The following is a 25,071-nucleotide window of genomic DNA, read 5'->3' on the forward strand; positions in this document are numbered from 1 at the left end:
AGTCTGCACCCTCCGAAGTATTTATTTTTTAAGTCCATCATTTGCAACTGCATTAAAGTCGCAGGTACTGCATCTATCAAGCTGCTCCTTGGTAACCTTGCCGTCTCTAAGGTCACGGACGCACTTAAGCTCATACATTGAATAAGGCTTTTTCATGAAAAGAGCCTTGAACTTGTGCCAGATAACCCAAAGAGCAGGTGTCCAGATATACTTGTGCATAGCAGGTGAAACTGAGCCGATCATCCAGCACTGTCTGTCACAGTGGCGCACAACCTTTCTAACACGTTCAGCCTCTGGTGAATTCCAAAGTTCGTCCCAGCTCTGGTTGTTCAGATTTCCCATAACTTCTTTATCCTTGGTTCCGTTACATGGCATAACATCGCCGTAAGGATCGATAAAGAAGGTATCAAAACTCATGTCGCAGGGAAGAAGTCTCTTTTGACCATAAATATAGTTGATAAGGCCGTGGTTAAAGTATGCTCTAAACCACTTCTTAGGGCTCTTGGACTTTAGGAGCATATTTATGAGCTTCTCGAAGTTCTCAGCAACCATAGGCCTGTCATGAATTATGTTCTTGGCCTCAACAAAGTAAAAGCTGTTGTGGAGAGAGGCTGTAGCAAACTCCATATCAAGTTCATCTGATAACTTGTAGAGCTCGCAGAGGTCAGGAGCGTTTCTATCCTGAACTGTCATACCAAAGCCAACATCCTTAAGTCCCATCTCGCGAAGCTTCTTGAGCGTTGTATAGCCCTTATTGAATCCATCAGGTAATCCCCTGATCTCGTTGTTGGTCTGCTCAAGGCCTTCAATAGAGATGCGGATTCCCACGTCAGGGAACTCCTTGCACAGGTCAATAATCTTGTCGGTAAAAAAGCCGTTTGTTGAGATTACGATCCTATCGCTCTTTTTGCGAAGCTCTCTGACGATATCCTTGATATCTTCGCGGATAAATGGCTCACCGCCTGTGATATTAGTGAAATACATTGGAGGGAGCTTCTTAATAGTCTCGATTGAGATCTCGTCCTCCGGATTAGATGGAGCTTTGTATCTGTTGCACATGTTGCAACGAGCATTACATCTATATGTTACGATTACTGTTCCGTTTAATTTCTTTGGCACTTTTCATATCCTCTTTTAACAAAAACTAATTCGTAGCAAATTTCACAATTTATGAAACCCACTCCCATCGTATAGTTTACCATATATATAATTTTCTGTTTATAAAATGGCCAAATATTTTTAGAAATAGATAATAAAGCGTTAATTGTAATCATCATGGGAGGGTAGAATGTCCTCAAAGCCACAAAAAAGCACGACGGAGCGTGCTTCTTTGTGGTACTTAATATTGATTCTATATCATGCCTTTATGTCTAAATATTGTCTCGATTTTGAAGTGTATGTACAAAACGTCTTACTTCCATAATACGCTCGTTGCCTTCCGGAATAACTACATAATAGACAATATAGTTTCCGACATAGATTCGATAATATGGATAGTCCCTTTTCTTTCTTGATGGTACCGGCTCATATCCTTCAGGATTATTGTTTACTCGTTCGAGTATAGCATTTTCTACATTATTGAGTAGATTCTCAGCTGCAGAAGGGTTTCCTAAACGTGATGCGATATAAAGAACAGCAGCTTCAAGTTCTTCATAAAATAGGGGAAGATATCTTAACGTATATTTCTGATTAAGCATTTATTTTTCCCCTAATAGTCCCAAACACTTCATCATGTGTCAGCCTCGCATCCGTTGAAGCCGCTGCCGCATCAGCAACATCCATAATATACTCTTCGGGATCAGTCATTCTTGAATATGCATCCAAGCTAAGAACAACCATAGCCCCGTAACCATTTTTTGTTAAATACACCGGATCACCACTTTGGACGACCTTTTCAATATCTGCAAATTTATTTCTTAAATCGGAAACCGGTCTGATCTGCATCATATACATCGCCTCCATTATTTTATCATAATTTTATCATCTTCATGATAACACGGTCATATCAGTTTTGCAATTCCTAGAAAGTATATGGCTCTGAATCGTATTCTACAGCCTCTTTACCTTAGAATACTCTCGTACCCTCTTTCCAGTCTGCAGCCCCGTGAGGGAACAGACAGTCAGGATCAACAGCTATAGGAGAAACATAAACAACCTCATCCTCAGCTTCTAATTTTTGGATATTAAGCGCCATCTGATAACCATAATATTCCGCTGTTCCATTCTGAATGCTGTGAATTGCGCTTCCAGTAAGGAACTTTGACTGATTGTCTACAGTAAGAGCCTTGTAGGAAGTAACCACTAAGATCACTGAAACAACTGCTACGCAGATATTGAATATAGGAGTGTAAACTCTAACGCCCTTCTGATAAAGCCATCCGCAGTAATAGAGTACATTCACAAACAAAAGTAAGATAAACTCAAAATATACGTCATTGGCTACTCTAAGAACATTTAAATTCTCATCGATATAAGGAAGTGAAACTTGCGCCTCACCAAGATATGCAAATGGTGCATACAGAGCACATAAGAGGCAGTAACTAGCAAGTGTCACAAGACCTGGAAGCTTAAACTTAAAGTTTACGCCTTCAAGAGCATTTTCTTTTGCAAAGGCATACCAGATAACAGCCACCATTATGAGGATATATGCAACTGTCATGCCCCAGAAGTGTCTCTTGATGAACTCTGTTCCTAGGACAAAAGAGTTCCTAACAGTAATAAACACGCTGTTATTATGAGATCCAGCTGTAACCATTCTCTTGGAATTACCTACAGCGCCAAGATTCACAGCAGTTCCAATGATATAAACGATTCCCATTGGAAGAGCACTTAATAGGCCGTCATATTTCTTTTCCCCAAAGACAAGTTCATATAAAAAGCCCATGGCTGCAAGGATCACAATAGTTAAGAGACCGCCAAATACAGTTACGTTGTTGGTGCCTGCTGCCAGGAAGCCAATGAGACTAATAAGCACGCAGTGCAATATCTTCTTGGATGAATTTCTAAGGTCATGTATGTAATAAATTACAAGAGCTATGAACAGCACGAAGAGCGCATGCCCAAAGGTGTAGTGCACAGCGCTGTTGTACCAGGTGAAGGCTTCTGCCTTGCCATCCACGCCCTCTATACTCAGCATCACTGTAAATGCGTAGATCAGCCACTTTGCTGACTTAGATGCCTTGAATACCTTGTTAAAAAGAACTGTTACTAGCACGTAATATGATATAAGGATCGATCCTAGCATAAATACTCCAGTTAAGTGATAAAGCTTAATGCTAAAGACCGCAGGCTGCAGGGCCATGAGGAAACATGAAGTATATGTTCCCTGCCACGTCATGTACGAGTCCTTCATAGTAGAAAAAGCCATTGCAATTGTCTTAAACACATTGTGGGTGCTGACAAATACAGCTCTTGCCTCTGATGCGTAAGAGAAATCATCCGCCCATGGGTAGGCAAATTTTGATACCCAGATGACGGGTATCAACAAGGCGGCAAGTACCACCACTGATACAATCGCTAAAATACTAATGCAATTTACTCTTTTTCTACTATTCATTCTTCCTTATCCTTTTCTATTCACGGCGTACACAGGTCAGAAATAAAAAGGGGACACACAAGAAACTTGAATAAGCATATCTAAACTCCGCAAATACCGGAGTAGCAAGCATAAGCGTCAATATATTTATTGCAAGAGGTAACGTCATTGCCACAATAACTTTATCTCCTCTTACAATTCCCTCATTCATCACTAACATGATAAGCCATGTTTGTAGGCCTATACATAGAAAAGGAATCAATAAAGGAATGCGTTGCCATAGCCACAGATATTCACACATAAGTCTGTGGATCATCTCAGATGGATACTCTCTGTATATGCCAAGATCGTTTAAGACGACACCTTGTTCCCAACGCCAGTAGTTGTATCCACCATTCCAATAACCTCTGGTCTCATCTATCCAAGCTTTTATGTATTCCAAAGGATGTTCCACACCCAATTCAATGTATAAACCAAAATATTCATTTAAATTGTCTTGCAGCGCCTCAACATTGCCATTTTTTCTGATATACTCTTTGGTCGGGTCCGCAAAGTAAGGCAGGTATACTTGTCTTAAGCCATCTCTATACCCCCCCGAACAGTTTTTCGGCTATTTTATTTTGATTGTCCGTTAATTCATATCCATCCACTACAACTCTAACAACCTGTTGCATAGGTACTCCCACTTTCTCCAGATAGTCAGGAGAAACTGCATTCAATTCATTTTTCATCATCGGTGTTATTGCTAAAGAAAAAACTGCTATAATCGACATGATCATCAGTTCAGCCTTCTTTTTATTCTTAAACATGATTGCAAATATTACAGCACATGCCAGAAAAATCATCATTCCGTTATTTCTCAAAAGGCATATTCCAAAAGAGCTTACAGAAAAAACTATAGAATCACAAAGTGTTTTTTCTGATCTTGATAATCTATATAATGCCACTATAAAAAGTAAGATACACAGACTAAACAATGTATCTTTTCTCATAGATACAGAAAACTCAATGTTGTAAGGTAGTATAGCGTATACCACTTCTGTAATAACTGCGATCTTCTTGTAATTGCCACCCATCTCATAAATAGTCATAAAAAGAAATGCAAAGGTAGCTGCAACACACAAAATCTGGAACACAGAATAAACCGCAACTCCAGCATTGGCTGAACCAAAGATTTCAGCTCCAAATCCAAAGAACAGCTTAATCATTAACGTATGTGCAAGCGGATGGTGATCTGAATATGCATTATCTCTGATCATTCTCAACTGATGAATTGCATCTGGAGATACTATTCCAGGATAATTAAAGAGAAATAAGATAAGCAGGTAAAATAAAGATATACCTGCAAATGAGAGCCAGAAGAATTTGAATGGAGATACTTTCTTCTCATTACCTTCTGAGATTACTACCAATCCCTTATCCACTATTTGATGCACAAGTTCAAATACACTTGTGTAAACATAGACACCGCCAAGTATCATGAATACAGCTGACACTCCAGTATAGAGAATATAAAAAGCCTTACCCGTTCCCTCATAGAAGCTTAGCGCTGTCTCGTAATTTGCTAGTATCACCATAAGTGAAAACAGACTTCCAAAAAACACAGTGCTTTTTGCAGTTTTATCAGCAAGTTTCTTACTAAAACTAAAAAGCGCAGCACCACCCAGAAGCAGGTATACCCAATAATAAGAATCGGTATTAACCAGTACCATGAGCCAATATATAATTGTTATAATCTTAAATACATTCTTTTTCATTCTTCATCTATTAAGCCATAAACATCAGGATACAAATCCTTATTCTCACGGATGTAGCTTCTCTTGAAAGCGGCGTACTCTGACTCTGTATTTAACAAAACTTTGAGCATTCTACTATTAAGTTTGCTATTCGGATTTTTTCGATATTTCGTAATTGCCTTATATAGTTGGTTCATTTGCATTGCCACGCCATCTTTACGTACTTCACACGCCGCAATTCGGATACCTGTGTTTTTCAAATTATAAATCTCATTCAACAGTTTAGAAGTAATAACAGCCAATCTGTTTTCTTCATCCTTAGGGATAATTGCTATGTCATTGTCTTTGTATAAGAACAACAAAAGCTCTTCCGGATCATTTTTGCAACAATCTATTATCCCATTGCTATATTCTTCCTGGTTCTTTACATCATTGCAATGCTTACAGGACCAAAAAAGATTGTCCCAATCAAATACTCTTTCAAGATACTTTCTATTACAATGTGGTAAAAGATGCTCCACTTCAGGGTCTTGCAATCCCTTTGTCTCACACAAGTAGCATTTATTATTAAAGTCTGATCTTAGCCTATCCACTACATCTGGCAAATTATATTTTCCATTTTTCTTCTTTTCTTCTATAGCCAAAGATTCAGGTGCAGGCATACTTCTCTCCACCTTAACCATTACAAATCATTCCTCGCTTCAAATTCATTTTTCAATTTCTGATACTCCGTAGTAAAAGATAGTGCTAAATAATCAGGAATTTCATCTAGATAAAATTCTAATTTAGAAATACGTTCAAAATCAGCATCTGATAAATGTTCTTTAGTCACCAAATTCTTATACTCTTCATACTTGTCCCTAAGATTTTTTGATAATTCATCAGCTTTGAAATATCCCTCAACAATCCCACTGTATGTAGCATTTGACAATCCATTTTCCACCAATGTTTTATTTTCAAGATCGTAAATTACCGCATTTTCTACGCTACTAAGAATAAATGGAGAATGAGTGGATACAACAAATTGTACATTAGGGAACATTGTCGTAAGTAGTTTCATAACTGTTTTCTGAAGTTCTAAATGAAGATGAGTTTCTATCTCATCAATCAACACTATACCAGGCATATCATATTTAAATGTTCCGCCAGTATATTTTTCCATCCTAATCATCATATCTACAGCTATATCAAGCACTGCTGCAAATCCGTCTGACAATGTATTAAAACTAAAATCCTCTTTTCCATCTTGATGAATAGAAAATAAAAATGTTTCTTCATCAAAAAGAAGTTTTGTCGACTTATCTTCGAATACTTCTTTCAGGAAATCATCAAATTTTTCAAACCATCTATGGATACTTTCGGCACGTTCTTGTTTTCCCGAGTTTCGGGCAAGAGCCTCTGTCATTTTCATATCAAGAAGATACTTGATGAAGTCTTTTCTTGGCTTATCATCAACAGAATAGTAGTTTTTAAGTTTCACCTTCTCAACGTTTTTTGGAACAATTGAGGAAAAGACTCTGTTTGCCCTATAATATGCGATAATAAATTCATTATCCTTAAAATACACATTTATATCATCAAAAGGCTTTGAAAAATTGATTAGTAAGCCTTGTTTTGCTTGTTCTAACTCTTCGTCTAATTTTTCCAATCGCTCTCTAGATTTTTCCACTGTACTCAAAGATTCATTATTAATCTGAGCGTTCTCATATACAGACTGCGCAATACTAATACTAGTCTTAATTTCAGCGTATCCATCATGCATAGCAAGGTATTCTATATGCCCTGCCATTGCGTCCAGAAGACTGGTTTTACCACTTCCATTCTTACCAGTGATCAATATATGCTTTTTCTCTTTATCAGATACTTTAATATCGATGTTCTCTAAATTTCTAACTTTATCAATATGTATATCCTTGATGTATAAATCGAACATCCTGCTCCTCCGCATATTTCATTCATTATCACTATCAACAATTATACTTGACTAACACATATATAGTATATCAGACTCTGATCAATCCGTTTAGTTTACACTTTTATGCTAGTTCACCCTATAACCTTGTAGTACTCTTCCAGACGTTCCACATTCCCATAGTTTTTACTAGCATCTATGCCCATACTACTAGCAAGTGTTGTCTTTATTTCCTCAGCCACAGCCTCTGGCTCATACTCCAGAACCTTAATTGGATAATCTCCAACCTGATCCATGATAGTGTCGTACTTAGTAGCCACAATCTTCTTGTGAAGAATCTTGGCTTCGTCTATTACTACAGACTTACCTTCAAAAAGAGACGTCTGAACTATAACATCCGCCCCCTTGATATATGGATATGGATTAGATCTGATGCCAAGAAGCTTAACAGTATCCTGAAGTCCAGCTTCGGACACTTTAGAAACGAGTTCCTGTCTAAGTTCCCCATCTCCCAGTACAAACCAGTTAAAAGAGACTCCTTTAACCTTAAGTGCCTTAGCAATAGGAATAATCCTATCAAATGCTTTCTGCTGAGTAAGTCTACCGATGGATAACAGCTTAACGCCCTCTCCATACTCTTCCGGCACAAACTCCTCTGCAAACTTCTCAATAACTTCCGCCGAATTGATATTTGGAAGCTCAACGACCTTTCCAGCAAACTTCGGGAAGTTCTTCTTTAACACATCCACACATTTATCAGAGATAGTAACTATGCTATCAAGCTTCTCAAAGTACTTCTCATCAAAGTCCCTGTCACCAGCAATCTTCTCATAGTCATTGTGGATCCAGCCAATCTTCCTGTCAGCGCTGACCTTATCTACAAGATAATAAATAGGTTCGCCTTCGAGATAGGCCATTGCACAGTCGTAGTGCCCCGTCAGTTCCTCGATGACCTTACTGTAGGAATTCTCCCATCTATACTGCTCAGCAGTAGGGCGGTCGAACTTCTTAATCCTCTTGTAATAAAGCGTCGACCAAACTCTCCTAAGCACGTAAGGAATTCCATGCAGGAAATCTCGATGCAATCCATCAGATGCCGTACCAAGCGAGAACTTCGCCATATTGTACATGTAGAACAGAGCCTTATCCTGCTCCAGAATCCTCACATCCTCAGGCACATACTTAAGGAAAGCCCCTTCCCTCTTTAAAAGAAGCAGGTCCACCGTGTACCTGCTCCTATCATATGAGTTCAAAAAGTTTATTAAGCTTCGCTCTGCGCCACCTGCATCAAGCTTGGTGGTGATTATCAAGAGACTCTTCACTTTCGCTCATCTCCTTTAAACTGATCCTTCCACCTCTTGATATTCTCAGTTGGTAAAAGAATCTCCGTCTTCACTTCACTATTTATCATGCCTTCCAGCTTATCTGACACATCTTCACGAGCAATGATAGGAAGATTAGTATCCTTTCCCATTTCCTTGGCTCTATTGTCGATAGCAACGATAATAGTCCTATGTCCCAGATTTAAAGCATGGATTCCTGCATGAAGTCTTGTGCCCACAAAATCTAAATTGCTCTCAGATTCCAGCACCTTAGTATATTCCTCATATGTTGAATCAATTAGTTCCAAAGAACTTACATCACAGATAGATTCTAAATATCCTCTGTCCTTCTCACCCTGGATCCAAACATATACCTTCTCATAATTTCTCTTAAGAATATCAAGCATTGCTCTGTCACTATCAGGATCTTTGTTGTAATCCGTGATAGTTGTCACAACTGACTTGCCCTTACCAGTAGGAATTGACCCACAGTGCTTCTCATCAAGCCTCCACATAGTTGGGCAAGCTGTGAAAAGAACATTGTTATAGCCAAAGGCTTTTAACTTCTCGTAAGTATATTTATCTCTAACAGAGTGCACCAAATCATTTGAAAAAACTTCATCAAAGATTTTCTTGGTATATCCAGAAAGCTTTCTATCCTCGTAATACTCCCAGCCAAGGCCAAGTCCTACAACACTATCAATAGTCCTACCTGCGCCAAATGGCATCTTCCACATGCTGTGCTCCTGCATGTTGGAGTAGAGGATATTAGTTCCACAAAAGATGGATATAGGAGCCTTCTTTTTAAATAAAGCTGCACCAGGGCGCACGTGAGTTGGAACATACTGCCTCTTAACATCTGTACCAAATACTTCATCAAGAATCAGGTTGCAGTAATGCATGATGATGTAGTCACCAGCATTATCACTACCCACACTGGTGTCGAAGACTCTAACAAGAAAGTCTCTCTCCTTAGGATCAATCAGCTCCTTGCCTGCCGCCGAGCTGGCCTCCATAGGCTCCGCCACTGGGAAGTTATACGCTACCACATTTGAAATTGTATTAATGCACTTCCTAATTCCCATATCAGTCCAAGTGATCGATGATTTCAACCTTGCCAGTTGTAAACCACTTCTTCACTTCCTCAATATCGATACCCATTCCTGCGGCATGCTTGAAGCCCTTACCGGACTTACCGCCGTAGTGATGGATCTTGTTCTCATGCTCTCTAACTGAAACGATAGACTTGCCCTCTTTGAGCACCAGGCTCTCAAGCTTAGTAACGCCCCAGAACCAGGCAAACTCCTCGTCCAGCTTGTACTTGTCGTAAAGCTCTCTATTTATCAGCATGCAATAGCCATCTGCCCTTATAGGCTCTGTCTCTACAACGCCGTAGGATGATATTCCCCCTTCAGCAGGATGGATAGAAACAAGCTTAGAAAGCCAGTCATCAGAATTGATCCTGACATCACTGTTAAGGAGCAGTATCATATCTGCATCCTCTGAGCACATGGTACTTGCGATATTATTTCCCTTTGCAAAAAGAGAATTCTCAGGATTTAAGAACAGCTTATCAATATATCCCTTTGAATCAAGCTTCTTTAAAAGTCTCTTTGTCCAGAACTTAGAAGCGTTATCCACAACGATAAGCTCATAGTCCACGCCTGTTGTTCTCTTTACAGTTTCTATGCTCTCTTTTACATACTTTGGAGCATTATGTGTAAGCATCAAAATACTAATCTTCATCTGAAATCATGCCTCTTTTTTCTTTTTCAAAAATCTAAATGCCACAGCCTTCAGCATCCTGTAGCCTTCTGTCTTCCTGTAGAAAATTGCAACCGACACAAGAGTAATGAGTCCGATTACAATTGCCTCTGCAAAAAAGACAAAGTAGCTGGTCATGGCAATATTAGATAATATCCACTTAAACAGTATAATATACATTATTGTAAGTGCCAAATTAAGTGCTACCGGCACCATGAACTTAGATAATCCCTGGTCAAAAAAGTCTTCAAACAAGATCTTAGGTTCATACCAAAAGTAAGTAGATACTCTTGAAATAGCAGAAGCAGCCACAACTCCACCAATTCCAAAATAAATCCCAAGAATAATCGAAAGAATAATATTCAGCACAGCACATATAGCCATAATGTACTTGGTCTTAAGGTACATTCCTGTGGCCTCTCTAAAGGACCAGATAGGATGGACCACACCTCCAAGGTAGAAGTTAAGGATGATTGCCCATACCGTCAGAGTATCCAGCATATACCTTGGTCCAAGCCACAGATGAATAAAATCCTGGATCAGCACACCAAAGCATACTGTCGAAATAAAGGTAATGATAAGGCTGACGCTCTGCATCATCTGGAATACTTCGAAGGCTTTTTTCTTGGACTCTTTGGCTATGACATTACCAACGCTTGCGGTAACCGAGGAATAGAGGATGTCCACAAAGACCATGATAGAGTTGGCAATCAAAAGGTAGTTAGAATAAAAGCCAACAAACACCGTGCCAATGATCTTGGAAATAATGATGTTATCTGTTCCGCTAAGGAGCACTCCAGATGACTTATACAGGAACATAGCCTTAACGTTGGAGAAGACTTCCTCCTGTTCAGACTTTTCAAGGGCCTTTGGCTTTTCTTTTAGATATGGATAGAGCTTGTCCGCTTCCCTTGAGATAAAGATATTCTGGAAAAATGTGCAGAACACAATAACCGCAAGGTAAACAAAGTAGTTCTTGGTAATCACTAGTAGCGTGATCTGAAGCACGTGCTTGATGATATTGAATATTATGTTGAACCTGTAGACCACAAAGTTCTTCTGATCCGCTGTAATAAGTGATGACTTGTATACAAAAAGATATGACGCCACCGTGTTCAGCACGTAGATCAGGTAGTAAATCTGCAGATGCTCAATCTCAGTCTCAGTGTTAACAAAAAAGTCAAGGAAAGGCGTCAGGGCCACACCTACAACAAATACAACTCCCGCAATATAGGTGTACATCTTCCTGTAAAAGCCAATAAGACTGGAAATCTTGTCCTTGTCATCCTCAGCCAGGGGCTTATAGAAGCTATAAGCCATAGACACACCAAGTCCAAGGTCCGCCAAAGACAGCATCATCAAAATATCAGAAAAGAGCCCACTTACACCAAGGAGCTCATCTGACAGGAACATGATGAATACTGTTCTGTTTATGAAATTAAGGATGATAAGAATAATTCTGCTAAGCACACCATAGAAGGCGTTGCGAAGGGAATTATTAACTCTACTGGAACTCATGAAATAATTAAACTCCTAATACTTTTCCAAGAAGTTTCTTTAATTGATCAAATAAAAGGTCTATCACAAAAGCAAGTGCGAGTGAGAATACAAAAGTTAATACAATACGTACTATAAACTCTAAAACAGTTCCCATTCCTTCTACAAAAGGATTTGCAAGCCATCTCACATTGTAGTGAATAAGATACATTACAAATGAATGCTTAGCCACAAAAAGAATAATCGCTCTAGCAACATTATTGTTAATCTTAATATTCTTCTGAAGGAACCAGAATACAGACATACAAAAGATTACAAATAATATGGAATAGTCATGTTTTCCTGGGAATTCTCCTCCAAGCACAATCATTCCAATCACCGTTGCTAAATATGACAGAGCCCCTGCTATATATAAGTATCTCTCCTTTTTTTCATCCATTACTCTATCAAGATAGTATCCGGCAAAATAGTATAAAGCCCATCCATAAAGTATCCACCCTGTATATCCAAAACCGATATTTCTGATAGGCGCCACGTAGACACTTGCAATTTGCCAAAGTACACTTATTCCAAACGCTATATGTAACTCCCAATTATCCATAGCATGAAGCATCTTGGATAAAAATGGCGTAGAAACAATATATCCTATCAAGAAAAACATGAACCACAGATGATAGTTCATATTACCACTAAAAAGATCCTGAACAGCCGTCATAATGTATCCCTTAGGCGTTATCCAAATCCCCTCATCTTTCAAGTTCCAATATGACAACACCATCGAAATCAAAACATAAGGCATCAGAATATCAATTACTCTCTTTTTGTAAAAAGATGCATAGTCCTTCTTTGTGTTAAACTCCTTGCTAAGATTAAATTTACCACTAAGTAAAAAGAACAATCCATTACATAAAGCGATAACAGTCTGAACAGCACTATCGATGTATATGTTTTCCGCCCAAGGCTTGTTTCTAGTATGGTTAATTATTACCAATATCAAAGCTAACACTCTGATAAAATCGCAACTAATATTCCTTGCTTTACCCTTCATTACTGGTCTCCCCATATTAGTATGTAACAATTTTTCCGCCTTCATTTGTTACTTGGTATATTTCTCCTCGCTTAACATCTTCTGGCTTCTCAAAGATATCCGAATAGCGGTCAATAAATTTCTCATCAATATTCATGAAATATACGTAATCATATTCAGAAATAAACTCAGCCAATTCCTCATCTGAATAATCATAACTAAAGCGGTTTAAATCATCTTTGACATCATTAGGATAAGCTACTCCAATAGTTATAGGAAAGCTATAGAATGTCAGCGCATCTTCCGCAATCGCCATTTCATTTTTAATGATAACTGCAACCTTTGCATTCTCTGGTACTGAATTTTTAAGATGCTCCGCCTCCTGATTATATAACACTTCACTATCAGTTAAGTTCCCTGGTAATATCTGCTCGCAATTACCAAAGAAAATAATATTTGACAGCAAGACCACTCCCAACATCTTGATAACAAGGCTATTAGTCTTTGTAAAGTAAAAAACTACTCCTAATGCCAAGAAAATGGCTGTCACTACGAAAGTACCCATATATCTGTCATAGCTAGCCAACTGCCTAGCCTCAAATTCGCTAAAGCCAGTCATATAGAGATAGTACATAAGTAGTCCATATGATAGTCCTGCAAGCAAGATCCACAAGGATGTTATTCTCACTTTTCTAGCATAACATTTTTCAACGCCCCAAAATGAAAAAGCTAGTAGCAGCGCAACAATGATAACAACAATCTGAACATAAGGAACATTTCCAACTAATCCCCTTGAAATAATTGCTTCTAAGTAACTCTTCTCTACATCATTTTGATAAGCTATAGAGCCATTATGTGAGAACACTTTAATGAGTGTTCCTAAGTTATGCCCACCATAGCTCTGACCACCAGATCCATTTGCTGTATTTCCGCCAATATACTTACTAGAAAAGACATTGTATATTTTCCAAACAATCAGTGGAATTGCAGTTACTATCACACTTCGTAACAATGTTTGCAATACGTTATTTCTACCAGCCACTTTATCCATGTAGAATAATGAATATACCACATAGAATATAACAATCATAGGCAAGAACGCCAATGCAGTCATCTTTGCCATCAGAAGTATCGTAATAGCAAGTGTCAGCTCAAATAGTTCATATCTACTATTGTCACCTGTAACAATGATCCACATGCAAAAGAAAACTAACACGCCATATATATAATCCTGATATATTGTGTGATAAAACATAAGGCCTGTTACAAAAAGTGGAATCGAAAATGTCACAAAAGCTTTGATACATACAATTAACTTCTTGTTGCTATCATCTTTGCTGCAGCGATTACTAATCAACGGTAACAGCATGCTCACCTGAAGCATCTGTATTCCTCTATAGGCGTTAGCCTCTGTCAATCGAAAAGACAACTTACACCATAAAGCCTCAAACAAAGTAATTGCTGGAACATAATCCTTGTGCACTATGCCAATAGGCGATGTGACATATAGTGCATCTAGCCTAAAAGTCTCTCTTAAAAATACTCCCCAATGAGTAAATTCATCTGGAGAATGATAATGCTTACCATAGTTGATCACGTTTACAAGCAAATAAACTGCAATAACCAGCAATCCTTCCGAGAAAAAACTCTTCGCTTTTTCAAACAAAGGTCCAATAGCCTTTGCATTGATTATTTCAGTTACATACACTACTATTGCCAATACCACACTTATCAGGATTCCTAAAGTGATACTGCCAAGCAGCATTCCGCTAAATAGCATCAAAATAATAGACACAAAAAATGCCGGTGCCAAGCTCTCTGCATATCTTTTCCTAAAAAAGATTGCATAAGCACCGTTAATAAAACAAACATATAGTAATGGGACTAAAGCACTGATCAAAATCATAATTATGCCTCTAATACAGATATACATTACAAACAGCTATCACATTTGCAACAACAGCAACAATTGCCATCAAGATCATCAGCGCCCTTAAAATAGCAACAGCTCCTGATCTAGCCTTTATTCTTGCTCCATATTCCTCACTCAAATATACGAGAATGTAGATAATTGCAAAATCAAGAAATATAAATGTTCTTTTACCAGAAGCAAATACAGTAGGTGAAAAGCCAAGAGTAAGCCTGGACATTATACCTGATACGATAACAGCGCAGGCAAAGAACGACCTCTTCTCATCTTCAAACAGTTCAATAATAGCTAGCAATAATGCTACTGCTGAAATCACAAATATGATAAACGGAATATATGCAGCCAAACTATTATAATTCGTAGCATCCACATATTTCTTATCAGCAAATAAGTCAAACAAAGAAACCATCTCTGGATAGTAAAGTCCAAGCACTGGCTTTAATACTGTCATAATCAAGGTTACAGTAAGAGGAATTGCAGATATAACCACCCTCTTTACTTCTCTCTTACCAAATATTACTGTTAACAAACATACACTAACACAAAGTATTAGCCAGAAAATATCATTGCTATACAGATTTAGAAACGCAGAATTCACTCCTAGAACTGCCTTATCTACTACCGTAAATGAAGTATAACTAGGAAACCAATATGCAATATTTGAAAGCTTTCTAGCTTCATTTCCAGGACATGTAAGCGCAAATACTATTCCACACGCACAGATCAGCAACTGACATACAGTATAAACAATCTTTAGAGAATCAAAGCGCTTTGCCAAGATCATCATCACAATAAATGTACATAATATACATGTATAAAAAATAGCAGAAACTTCAAGGTCAGCAGCAAAAACAAGGCACAGAGTAAAGAAAAACACCTGTAAAACTGATAGCTTCTCGCCTGAATACATTTTCTTTAAGGAAACAAAAGCTGTAACGCCACATGCTAAAGGCCAAAAATATGTGATGTACGCAGTCATCCAACCAGAACCTGCCATAAGGGCAACTGGGTAAATGAGCATCAGACATACAAGCACTCTATTATGCTTGTAATCTGTCAGATACATAAGTGACAGCAAAAGCATCATGTGCATGATCCAGTTTGCTATCCCAAAAAGAACCATGTGCATGCCGTGAGCCAAAATAAAAAGTGGCACTTCGATAAGAATTCTTGAAGTCCATCCCATGTATCTGCTATGAAGTTCCGCCATCAATGAAGAAACACTCATATCTGGAATCGCTCTAGCAAAATAAGCAAGAGTATCCCCATAGTACTCCTTCATTACAAGCTGATAAAAAGCTATGACAAGGGCATAGATCACAATATATTTAAAATTTTCTTTCTTACGGATTGTCTTTATCACGTTATGCTCCATTATCAAATATCACTATACTTGTACATCACACCACTCTTAACCAATAGCTTTTCACCATCACGATCGATCAAAAAGCCAATTTTGTAGCTATTTCTAAGTCCTGAAAATCTATCAAGAAGAACTTCAAAATGAGTCTTATCTGCATACAAGCCTTCATTGTTGGCTCCATCAATCACTTCTCCATCAGCACTTATATTACTAAGCTTTACAGGAATAGCATATGCCACATCACTATCATCCAGATACAAAACAAGCTTTGTGGGATATGAAGTTACTGCCTTCCCGTCCATTGACAAAGTACCAATAATATAATCGTTATCAGGATCTTTGTAATTTATCTCGTCAATGCTGTATTCCACGGTCTCACTAATCTGAAATCTATTTAGATCAATCCTCTTGAATCCACTGTAATAAAAGAACTGGTATGCGCAACAAAAGACCGTAAAAACAGCCGCCACCATAACAATTACTAATTTCATCCATTTCTTCATCATTGTTCCTCAACCTTAACTGCAAGGCTACTGATCCATATGCCATTAGCCGTGCTATCCTGTGACTCCGAGCCGTCTTCAGGAATAGCAAAGCAAGCCTCATCTATTACTTCTTTATTCTTGGCATCAATGACTTTGACCTTTATCTGTCCTTCTGTCACTTGTATGCTACTATCATCAATTATATTACAATTTGCGACCACTTTATTATAAATTGCATCTGTATATACCTTATCATCCCCAACGCTGATACTTACTTCATAATCATTATCTGCAAGTAGCATAAGGTACTGGTCAAGGCCTTCTTGCTCTTTCAACCTCTTAATCTTATATTCAAAATACTCTTGATACAAATCTTTCCACTTAGCAAATGCACTATCTTCTCTGTGATCTTCTAACTGATAGTCACTTCTTAGCACATATCCAAGATAAGCTGTTACCTTCTTGGCTCCAGCAGGATTAAGATGAGAGTTCTCATCATAGCAGTCAATCTCATAATCAACTATATCCTCACGGAGGAAGTTTATATACTGCACCCAATTTCTATCAGCAACATCATTAACTGAATTAGCTTCTACCCAGTCATCATGGCTTGCCGGATACGGAAGATATGTGAGAACTACCTTTATGCCTCTCTTATTACACTCATCAATTATCTTTTGAAGATAGACCATGCTCGTAGTTTCTTCATCTAGCTTCTCGTTTGCATCCACAGATATTACCTCATTTGGAATAGCTATCTGAATTCGAGACTCAGCTCCCATTTCAGAGCTGTAAGTATTATTAAAATCTCCTTCAGTAAGTTCTTTCCACCTTGAATGATAAACAGAATAGTTCCAGATAATGCCTATAGGATCTCTCTTTTCATTAGTATCAGCAGTAAGTCCGCTTTCAACTCTTCTGTCATGCTCTTCATCATTAGTAAGATCAATTGCTGCCTTTATCTTGTTCATTGATAATGGGAATCCATCAAAAGAAAAATGGATATACTCGTAGTTATCAGATGCCTTCAGGTTACTACTAATGCCATCGCAATCAATTACCACAACCTTTGGGCTTGCATAATCCAAAGCGTTCATTAAGATCCAATAATCAGTTGAAATCTGACTATCTTGTCCAGCAAGATTAAATGATGTAATCCCATACTCATCCCATAACTCCATAGGCATGACATCATTCATCATGTGACTAGTTCCCAAAAACAAAACATCAAAATCCTTTTTGTTTTCAAAGAACTGATTAAGTTTATATATACTGCTCTTGCGCTCAAACGCCCTAGTTGTTGCAGCAAGTACTGCTACTAGTACAACTACAGTAAGCACGCATTCCAGTATTCTTTTTATTCTTCTTTTCATAAAAACTCTTCTCTATCCTAGAATTGGAAATAAATAAAGTTCGCAGCACTATATCCCGGTCCCCAGATTCCAAACATCAAAATAAAGGAAACACATATCACAAAGCACACTAATCTCACAAGATAATCCTGTTTCAGGATTGCTTCTCTGATGCATACTCCGTAGTGCTTAGCAATATCAACAAGTCCCAGTATGGCAATACTTACTATCATCAGCGTAAACTCTTTTTGATCAAGACCTAGTCCATATAAAGAGCCATCAAACAATACCCAATGATTCTGTGTGTGAAGCATAGCACTTATTATCGTAGCTGCATCCTTTAGGGTATTAGCCCTAAAGAACACCCATGCAAGATCAACCAGAATAAATGTCACCAATGCTTTAAATATCTTGTGTCCAAAAGAGTCAGTTTCAATCCTAGTTACAGAGCATGCTCTTTCTCTAATAGGTTTTAGCCATCCACCTATTACCTGATATAGGCCGTTTAATCCGCCCCATACAACATAGTGAAGACCTGCACCATGCCATAATCCGCTTAAAAGAAATACGATCATTATATTGATATCTTTTCTGATCTTTCCTTTTCTGTTACCCCCAAGAGGAATATAAAGATAATCCCTAAACCACGATGTAAGTGATATATGCCACTTTCTCCAGAACTCGGCGACACTAAGCGAAAGATAAGGCGCATCAAAGTTTTCCATAAGGTTTATGCCTAATATCTTGGCTGCTCCTACAGCTATCGTAGAATATCCTGCAAAGTCGCAATAGATCTGCAAAGCAAATAAAACTGTAGCAATAATACAGTACCAGCCTTCATAATCACTTGGCGAATTATACACTGTATCAACTACTATGGCTATTCTATCAGCAAGTACGAGTTTTAGAAAATATCCCCAAAGCATCAGGAAAAGCCCATTTTTTGCTTTTTCATAATCAAACTTAGTAGGAACCGCTAACTGTTTTAAAAGATTTTTGGATCTCTCGATAGGTCCTGCTACCAGCTGTGGAAAGAATGAAACATACAAAGCATATCTCAAGAAATTATGCTCAGCATATATCTCGCCCCTATATATATCCATTGTGTAGCTCAGAGCCTGAAAGGTAAAAAAGGATATTCCAACAGGAAGAATAATATCAAACGTTGGAATAGAGAAAGAACCACCTAAGACACAGATAACTCCGCCAAGTAATGACAATGAGAAATTAATGTATTTATAAAAAAACAGTACGCTAAGATTCAGAATAAAACTTGCCGCAACAACAGTTTTCTTTGCTCTTACTGTATTTGCCTTTTCAATTAACAAACCACTTAGAAATGTTACTGCAGTAGAAAACAGTAAAAGCAGTGCATATTTGGCATTCCACCCCATATAAAAATAATACGAAGAAAGCAAAAGCCAGATATATCTGACTTTTGCCGGAATCACAAAGTATATTAACACCACTATAGGAAAAAAGAGTAAAAACTCCCCAGAATTAAATAACATCAGTCAACTCCCAAAAACTCCTCATTAAGCGAAGGATCTGCCTGCTCCACAACAACAATTACATTATCAATTATACCGTTTAGATAAAGCGTTTTGCTAACAGCATCTCCGAATCCAGGATAGAAAGTAAGGTTAGTTCCGTTGTACACTTCCACTTCAGGGATTTTAATATACAGAGTATCCTTTCCTTCTTTATCCGCCGCAATAATGCTCTGTTCATAGTAGGAACTGGTCTTGTAACATAACTCGTAATTTCTGTTCCTACTACTACTGATCATGTACTTTCCATCTGGATAGTAGCAGAGAAAGAATATCAATAACAGTAGTCCAACAGATACTCCAGACCTTAAATTCATTCTGCTCTGCAACTCACTAAAAACTATGCTACAAAGCAAGATCAAATAAAACCATATTCCCCATGTAGCATCCACTCTACTCATATAGCCCACTTTGGAATTTAAAAGAAATAGAAATACAAAAGTGATAGCTAATCCAACAAGTAATTCCAATACAAGAGGACGTATTTCACTTTTTTCCAAAATAGATATGACAGTATACACTATAGATTCCACAACTATAATGATAAATGGAATAGATACCGCAAACATAATTGCCTTAAACTGCAAAAGAGTACGCACAATATCTAATCCTGTCTCAAAGTCTCCAGCTCGTCCTCCAGACTTTTCAAACACCAAAACAACAAGCCAAGCACATACTATAATCAGTTCTATTCTAGCTTCATATATTAGCTTGCCTAATGTTTTTTCTTTACTCGTACAATTAACAATTAGCCTTCTAAGTATCTTTGCAACGCAATACGATATAGTAATAACTGAATGAAAGATATTAGATAATAAAGCAAAGTATAACAGTATTATAAATGCGCATTTCTTTGCTACTGAAAAGCTCTTGAAGGAATCTGAGAAATTCTGATATCTAGCCATCACAAGAACTACTATCGCATTCAACACTCCAGGCATTATATAGTTAAACACGCAGCACAGATCCTCTGCGCAGAACATATAGCTACTCTCTGATCTAGTCCTAAAGATCATAAAAAACATAGCTATAAAAAACAGTTCCAAGAATAGTGCCTGTAACTCTGTTTTACCAAATCTTTCTCTCATCAGCTTGTAAAAGCATATGCACATAATAGTAATCAGCGCAGACAGAAGAAACGCAGAAACTATAGTAACAGACTTAACAAAATCTCTTGTTATAGGATAAACAACATATCCTGCTATCCTGCCACATATAGGCATTATAGTTTCAAAAAACACTCTGGTCGGATTCCAACTCCCCCAAAGCGGTATAGGGAGACGGATTTCTCCAAGGTAAATCCAGTCGTCGCAGTTATAAACTATCAATGGTGCTATTTTTGTAAAAAATAACACTAAAAAGAAAAACATAATTAAATTAGTAGCGCAGACCAAAGCTATTTTTTTTCGATTCAAATCATCTCTTATCATTTCATTTGTCATTCGCCAAATTTTAATACCATATATCCGTCAACCATTGCACAATACCCCTCATGTGGATATTCCGGCATTTCCTTAACCTCAGCTAATTGCTCGACATTGCTTATAACTTGTCCATCCCTTACATAATTATATTTTTTTCCAAGTATTCCATCTAAATACCAAGTAAAGACATCATTATAAGTTATCGTTGTTCCATATGTCGTAACGCCAGTAACATTTCCCAATATGTATTTCATATCATAATCCGACTTTAATGCATTCGTTATATTGCCCAATATCACAATTTGCGTGTTTTGTGGGTCGAATTCACTGTTCTTTTCGATATCATAAACAATATTGGTTACAGCTGTTTCTGTTCCTTCTCCAACTAATGTCTTGTAATAAAAAAGATCATTTGAAAATCTAATTATAAAAAAGGAGTCAAGCAAAACCAGCAATATGCCCCCTCTTCTTATATTCGCTAATATTTTGTCTTTATCAAATTTAATCTTGTCACTTAGCAATGGGTACAATACAAGCACAAAAATCAACTGATATGAAAACATCATCAAATTATGAATATTTCCATTAGCTAAAATATATGTGCATCCTACTCCAAGCGGGAACAAAAATACAATTATTAAAAATAAAACTTTTTCAGCCAATCGCTTACAGTTATGTCTACATAATCTTATCAATAAGAATAACCCCAATGCTGTTATTGCTAAATTCAGTAAGTCGACTAATTTAGTTGAATAAGTATACTGTCCATACAAAGTCTTAAGTAAGTTAAAATAAGCATCAGGAATCATTCTAATTACACTACCAGCTGACATATTTGCTACATCAAATACGCTATTATATGCTCCGTGATAAGCTTTAACATGATTTATGAACAATGCTATTTTCAAACATATATAGTAAAAAACACCTGAAACAAGGATATTTGAAATCCAAATCAAGCCTTTTGTTACTACTTCTTTGCAACTGGCACCCTCAGATAGTTTCTTCAATGCTAAAATCATGTACAGTCCAACAGCTACAGTAAAAAAACTCTGATATGCACCTACAGATAATGACAAAATAAAAGCGGAAATAAAAAATCCAAAAACATTATCATATTTGATATTAACAAATACTGAAGAAAGCGCTAATAACAGCGCCAAAGAGTACAAATCAAATACATAAATATATGTAGCAGCAGAAGCAATAAACGATATATTTAAAAGAAAAATGGAAGATATTGCCAAAACCTTCCATAAATCAAATTTAATATCTAATATCTTCAAACATAAATAGACAGATAGTGAAATAAAAGCTAGCGCAATCATGCCAATCAACCATGGTGCATTTAATGGACCACGTAACTTTAAATAATAAAGCATCATATATCTGCCAATTGACAACTGCCAATATTGTTCATTGGTAAAGACTCTCATTCCATCATGTGCAGGAACGAAATTAACAAAAACATAGCCATACGCAAGCAGTCCTATTATAAACGTCACTATAACGCATAGTAATGATTCTCTATTCTTCTCGATAATATTTTTAGATTCCATTTCCAGGAATAGCCCCCTCTGTATCATAAATATGGTAATAAATCACTTGCCTATCATAGAATGAATCACGTCCAGAATATAGTAATGATCCAGTAATAACTTCGTATACTGACATCATCATCATTACCAAGCAAAATACTACTAAAGTTCTTCTCAAAGCTAAACTTGTTTTTTCAGGCAAGACAGATTTCAAAGATATACTTAAAGATATCGCTATAAGTAAAAGAGGTAATTGGAATATTCTGTTTGCAAATCCTGCCGAAAAAGTCATGACATAAACACTAGCAAATGCAAATAGCATAAATAGCGCCTCTCTACCAAGACTAATTTCTTGTAGTAGCTTGTACTTATCAACACTACTATTTTTCTTATAGTATGCAAATACATATACCGCTAGTACTATTCCCAATGGCACGAGAAGATACATTCCACCGTAAAAAGTTTCTCTACCAATCCTATACAGATAATTAAAAACCACATTAGTATTCTGTGAAGCATCAGCAACTGCATTAGTTCTCACTCTATTACCTGGTGCCAAGATCAGAGTAGTAAATCCAATAAATGTAAACAATATTCCAAGAATCTTATCTATACTAAATTTGGACTTATTCCTAATTTTCCATATACAATATAGAAACAATGAAAAAAGTAATGTACTAGCTCCAGCCTCATTAGATTGACCAGCTAATGAACCCATAAACACATAAAACAAGCTAGATACAAATAAGTTATTACATTTTTGTGCTTCTCCTTCAAAGAAACATTCTTTGTAATATTGAAGACCAAAAAACAAAATCACACAATTAGTCCACAAATAGGTTATCGTACCAGTTGGCCATGTTATTACCTCTGCGAAATCTGGCATAAAAAACCATAAAAACAAATAAAGTAAAGCCAATGCCATTCCATATTGCTCATAATCTTTCTTGTCTATTTTTGAATAAGATAAGAGAATATTGGCTACTATCACATAAACTATACCATTACATATAGCGTAAACCATTCTTGGTAGCATAAGCATAAGTTGAATAAAAAACATTGAAACTATTCTGCCGCCCCAAGTCATATAATAAGCAAATATCGAAGGAAATATCTGTGAGATATGTTCTATTTTTTCTCCACTCAAAAAGGATAATCTATGCTGATAATCATCAACATAATATGGCATTTTGTAAGAAAGAAATGCAATCAGTATAAACCAAAACAAATTTATTCCATATATCTTATATTTTTCTTTCAAAACAACACCTCAATATTTCTCAAAGTATTCCTAAATAATATGCCCAGTCAATGATACAAGTGAACAAAAACATCAACACACCCGTAATAGCATGTATTCCCAATAAAACATTAGCTACAACATAAATAATCTTATTTTTATAAAGTAGGTACATCTCATAAAGAGCAACTATAGCTGCAGCAAAAAATATGTACATGGCCACATTGTATCCCCACATCATATCCAATGCGCCCTTTTCTAGTGGAAAAATTAGTAAGATCCATTCTAGAGTGCCAAAAACATAAGTTAATGCTGCTAACTCAAATATTGCACTCCTATACTTTTTGATTATCATATAAGCTCCAACAAAAAGTATAAAAATAATTGCTCTTCCTAAGATAACAAGAATATTCGTTTCCTTATCAAAATACTGTATTCCCTCAAATGGAGAAAGTGCAATTGGCTGAATCTTTGTAGTCATGGAATATAGTACCCATAACGTAGCGGGCAGATACGCCACAGCTACCAAGATGCATCTTTTAAGTTCCTTGCAATTCTTCTTGAAGAAAAAGTAAATAGCAGCTATAACTCCCGCTGGTGCAAAAGCTTGATAAAAGTTTGGTTTTGAAATGACCGATAAGAATAAACATATTGAAAACCATACTATATTTTTAATACATTCTTTATCAAACTTTGAAGTAAATACTCTATAAAAGAATAAAACCGACAAAAGTGCAAAAGGCTTAGAACACAAGTAGGTCATACTTTGATAAGGAGCAGTTGCACCAGACGATAAGTACACTCCTATCATAGATTTCCAAAAAACATTTTCGCCACTTAATATACGAAGTTTAAAAATACTCAGCACATTACTTGTCATTGGCCAAATAAAACTTAAAGCTGTCCCTGCCAATAATGCATATCTGTTTGAGACATCTTTGACCAAAGACTTAATAAAGTATATCTGTAGCAAATTAGTAACAGAAGCCCATACCGCACAGAAAATCAAAACAGCAACAGTATGATGTCTAAAAATCAAAAACAAGCCTAAAATAATATAAAAGAACAAAGGATACCCCTGCTGTCCTTTAGGTAAATGACCGTCATAATATAAAGACTTTACATATTCAATGTGCCAATACGTATCAGCCTGCATGGTTGATCCATATCTTGCCTGCTGAAAGAAATTAAATATATATATGATTGCAACAAAAAGTGATAAAATAGCTGCAAACATCCAAAATCTTTTTTCTACCTTTTGCATTGTTTGTTCCCCATAATAGTACTATTAATCTAGACCATCTACAGTAAAACAAGCTACTAAACCATTCATCTAATGATCCAGTAGCTTATATTTTGTCATTTTTACCTCTGAAACTAACCAAGTAATATACTA

Annotated in this window: 22 protein-coding genes; all 22 read right to left on the reverse strand. The window is 36.8% G+C overall.

The features are described 5' to 3' along the window. Window positions 1-21: 21 nt before the first annotated feature. The 22 genes from BLS24_RS11090 to BLS24_RS11195 all read right to left on the reverse strand — a co-directional run bounded on the left by BLS24_RS11090 (window position 22) and on the right by BLS24_RS11195 (window position 24,939). Window positions 22-1,119 (reverse strand): radical SAM protein, encoded by a 1,098-nt coding sequence (locus tag BLS24_RS11090; RefSeq protein WP_091759041.1) that lies wholly within the window; start codon window positions 1,117-1,119, stop codon window positions 22-24. Between the two features lie 251 nt (window positions 1,120-1,370). Beyond that, window positions 1,371-1,697, reverse strand: coding sequence for a type II toxin-antitoxin system RelE/ParE family toxin (locus BLS24_RS11095; RefSeq protein ID WP_072705306.1), 327 nt, complete (start codon window positions 1,695-1,697; stop codon window positions 1,371-1,373). After that, window positions 1,690-1,947, reverse strand: coding sequence for a type II toxin-antitoxin system Phd/YefM family antitoxin (locus BLS24_RS11100; protein ID WP_072705309.1), 258 nt, complete (start codon window positions 1,945-1,947; stop codon window positions 1,690-1,692). The genes BLS24_RS11095 and BLS24_RS11100 overlap by 8 nt, the downstream gene beginning before the upstream one ends. Window positions 1,948-2,065: 118 nt before the next feature. Continuing rightward, window positions 2,066-3,556, reverse strand: a complete 1,491-nt coding sequence (locus BLS24_RS11105) for a hypothetical protein (protein WP_143015174.1) — start codon at window positions 3,554-3,556, stop codon at window positions 2,066-2,068. A 16-nt stretch (window positions 3,557-3,572) separates the two neighbouring features. Next, the gene (locus BLS24_RS11110; RefSeq protein ID WP_330388259.1) at window positions 3,573-4,097 is read right to left on the reverse strand and encodes a DUF6020 family protein; all 525 of its coding nucleotides are present in this window, start codon (window positions 4,095-4,097) and stop codon (window positions 3,573-3,575) included. A gap of 22 nt (window positions 4,098-4,119) precedes the next feature. Next, the gene (locus BLS24_RS11115) at window positions 4,120-5,292 is read right to left on the reverse strand and encodes a DUF6020 family protein (protein ID WP_091759047.1); all 1,173 of its coding nucleotides are present in this window, start codon (window positions 5,290-5,292) and stop codon (window positions 4,120-4,122) included. Beyond that, window positions 5,289-5,933: an HNH endonuclease family protein gene (locus BLS24_RS15300; RefSeq protein WP_176764421.1), complete on the reverse strand. Its 645-nt coding sequence runs from the start codon at window positions 5,931-5,933 to the stop codon at window positions 5,289-5,291. The genes BLS24_RS11115 and BLS24_RS15300 overlap by 4 nt, the downstream gene beginning before the upstream one ends. 20 nt (window positions 5,934-5,953) lie before the next feature. Next, window positions 5,954-7,204, reverse strand: a complete 1,251-nt coding sequence (locus BLS24_RS11125; RefSeq protein ID WP_091759049.1) for an AAA family ATPase — start codon at window positions 7,202-7,204, stop codon at window positions 5,954-5,956. 113 nt (window positions 7,205-7,317) lie between these two features. Beyond that, entirely contained in the window at window positions 7,318-8,505 is a 1,188-nt protein-coding gene (locus tag BLS24_RS11130) for a glycosyltransferase (protein ID WP_091759051.1), read from the reverse strand. Continuing rightward, window positions 8,502-9,590 (reverse strand): polysaccharide pyruvyl transferase family protein, encoded by a 1,089-nt coding sequence (locus BLS24_RS11135; RefSeq protein ID WP_091759053.1) that lies wholly within the window; start codon window positions 9,588-9,590, stop codon window positions 8,502-8,504. Before BLS24_RS11135 ends, BLS24_RS11130 begins: the two co-directional genes overlap by 4 nt. Before the next feature lies 1 nt (window position 9,591). Further along, window positions 9,592-10,251, reverse strand: coding sequence for a glycosyltransferase family 2 protein (locus BLS24_RS11140; protein ID WP_091759055.1), 660 nt, complete (start codon window positions 10,249-10,251; stop codon window positions 9,592-9,594). Between the two features lie 6 nt (window positions 10,252-10,257). Further along, entirely contained in the window at window positions 10,258-11,787 is a 1,530-nt protein-coding gene (locus BLS24_RS11145) for a lipopolysaccharide biosynthesis protein (protein ID WP_091759057.1), read from the reverse strand. Between the two features lie 7 nt (window positions 11,788-11,794). Continuing rightward, window positions 11,795-12,814 carry an acyltransferase gene (locus BLS24_RS11150; protein WP_176764422.1) on the reverse strand — a complete coding sequence of 340 codons (1,020 nt, stop codon included), beginning with the start codon at window positions 12,812-12,814 and terminating at the stop codon, window positions 11,795-11,797. A 16-nt stretch (window positions 12,815-12,830) separates the two neighbouring features. Next, on the reverse strand, window positions 12,831-14,699 hold the full coding sequence (locus BLS24_RS11155; protein WP_091759061.1) for a hypothetical protein: 1,869 nt from the start codon (window positions 14,697-14,699) through the stop codon (window positions 12,831-12,833). Between the two features lie 10 nt (window positions 14,700-14,709). Then, window positions 14,710-16,086 carry a hypothetical protein gene (locus tag BLS24_RS11160; RefSeq protein WP_143015175.1) on the reverse strand — a complete coding sequence of 459 codons (1,377 nt, stop codon included), beginning with the start codon at window positions 16,084-16,086 and terminating at the stop codon, window positions 14,710-14,712. A 14-nt stretch (window positions 16,087-16,100) separates the two neighbouring features. After that, window positions 16,101-16,592, reverse strand: coding sequence for a hypothetical protein (locus BLS24_RS11165; RefSeq protein ID WP_176764423.1), 492 nt, complete (start codon window positions 16,590-16,592; stop codon window positions 16,101-16,103). Beyond that, window positions 16,589-17,944 carry a hypothetical protein gene (locus tag BLS24_RS11170; RefSeq protein WP_091759067.1) on the reverse strand — a complete coding sequence of 452 codons (1,356 nt, stop codon included), beginning with the start codon at window positions 17,942-17,944 and terminating at the stop codon, window positions 16,589-16,591. Before BLS24_RS11170 ends, BLS24_RS11165 begins: the two co-directional genes overlap by 4 nt. Window positions 17,945-17,961: 17 nt before the next feature. After that, a complete protein-coding gene (locus BLS24_RS11175) occupies window positions 17,962-19,434 on the reverse strand; it encodes an MBOAT family O-acyltransferase (RefSeq protein ID WP_091759069.1) in 1,473 nt (490 codons plus the stop codon). After that, window positions 19,434-20,903: a hypothetical protein gene (locus BLS24_RS11180; protein WP_143015177.1), complete on the reverse strand. Its 1,470-nt coding sequence runs from the start codon at window positions 20,901-20,903 to the stop codon at window positions 19,434-19,436. Before BLS24_RS11180 ends, BLS24_RS11175 begins: the two co-directional genes overlap by 1 nt. 8 nt (window positions 20,904-20,911) lie before the next feature. Then, complete coding sequence (locus tag BLS24_RS11185) at window positions 20,912-22,456, reverse strand: glucosyltransferase domain-containing protein (RefSeq protein WP_176764424.1); 1,545 nt, start codon at window positions 22,454-22,456, stop codon at window positions 20,912-20,914. Beyond that, window positions 22,446-23,696 (reverse strand): DUF6056 family protein, encoded by a 1,251-nt coding sequence (locus tag BLS24_RS11190; RefSeq protein ID WP_091759075.1) that lies wholly within the window; start codon window positions 23,694-23,696, stop codon window positions 22,446-22,448. Before BLS24_RS11190 ends, BLS24_RS11185 begins: the two co-directional genes overlap by 11 nt. Window positions 23,697-23,715: 19 nt before the next feature. After that, on the reverse strand, window positions 23,716-24,939 hold the full coding sequence (locus BLS24_RS11195; protein WP_091759077.1) for a hypothetical protein: 1,224 nt from the start codon (window positions 24,937-24,939) through the stop codon (window positions 23,716-23,718). Between the last annotated feature and the right edge of the window lie 132 nt (window positions 24,940-25,071).

Origin of the sequence: Butyrivibrio sp. INlla18 (assembly GCF_900103635.1) — a bacterium.
Taxonomy (GTDB): Bacteria; Bacillota; Clostridia; order Lachnospirales; family Lachnospiraceae; genus Butyrivibrio.

Coding starts and splice junctions, on each gene's coding strand:
- BLS24_RS11095 (WP_072705306.1), bottom strand. CDS start 1,697: ATGCTTAATCAGAAATATACGTTAAGATATCTTCCCCTATTTTATGAA.
- BLS24_RS11100 (WP_072705309.1), bottom strand. CDS start 1,947: ATGATGCAGATCAGACCGGTTTCCGATTTAAGAAATAAATTTGCAGAT.
- BLS24_RS11105 (WP_143015174.1), bottom strand. CDS start 3,556: ATGAATAGTAGAAAAAGAGTAAATTGCATTAGTATTTTAGCGATTGTA.
- BLS24_RS11115 (WP_091759047.1), bottom strand. CDS start 5,292: ATGAAAAAGAATGTATTTAAGATTATAACAATTATATATTGGCTCATG.
- BLS24_RS15300 (WP_176764421.1), bottom strand. CDS start 5,933: ATGCCTGCACCTGAATCTTTGGCTATAGAAGAAAAGAAGAAAAATGGA.
- BLS24_RS11125 (WP_091759049.1), bottom strand. CDS start 7,204: ATGTTCGATTTATACATCAAGGATATACATATTGATAAAGTTAGAAAT.
- BLS24_RS11135 (WP_091759053.1), bottom strand. CDS start 9,590: ATGGGAATTAGGAAGTGCATTAATACAATTTCAAATGTGGTAGCGTAT.
- BLS24_RS11140 (WP_091759055.1), bottom strand. CDS start 10,251: ATGAAGATTAGTATTTTGATGCTTACACATAATGCTCCAAAGTATGTA.
- BLS24_RS11145 (WP_091759057.1), bottom strand. CDS start 11,787: ATGAGTTCCAGTAGAGTTAATAATTCCCTTCGCAACGCCTTCTATGGT.
- BLS24_RS11150 (WP_176764422.1), bottom strand. CDS start 12,814: ATGAAGGGTAAAGCAAGGAATATTAGTTGCGATTTTATCAGAGTGTTA.
- BLS24_RS11155 (WP_091759061.1), bottom strand. CDS start 14,699: ATGATTTTGATCAGTGCTTTAGTCCCATTACTATATGTTTGTTTTATT.
- BLS24_RS11165 (WP_176764423.1), bottom strand. CDS start 16,592: ATGATGAAGAAATGGATGAAATTAGTAATTGTTATGGTGGCGGCTGTT.
- BLS24_RS11170 (WP_091759067.1), bottom strand. CDS start 17,944: ATGAAAAGAAGAATAAAAAGAATACTGGAATGCGTGCTTACTGTAGTT.
- BLS24_RS11175 (WP_091759069.1), bottom strand. CDS start 19,434: ATGTTATTTAATTCTGGGGAGTTTTTACTCTTTTTTCCTATAGTGGTG.
- BLS24_RS11180 (WP_143015177.1), bottom strand. CDS start 20,903: ATGATAAGAGATGATTTGAATCGAAAAAAAATAGCTTTGGTCTGCGCT.
- BLS24_RS11185 (WP_176764424.1), bottom strand. CDS start 22,456: ATGGAATCTAAAAATATTATCGAGAAGAATAGAGAATCATTACTATGC.
- BLS24_RS11195 (WP_091759077.1), bottom strand. CDS start 24,939: ATGCAAAAGGTAGAAAAAAGATTTTGGATGTTTGCAGCTATTTTATCA.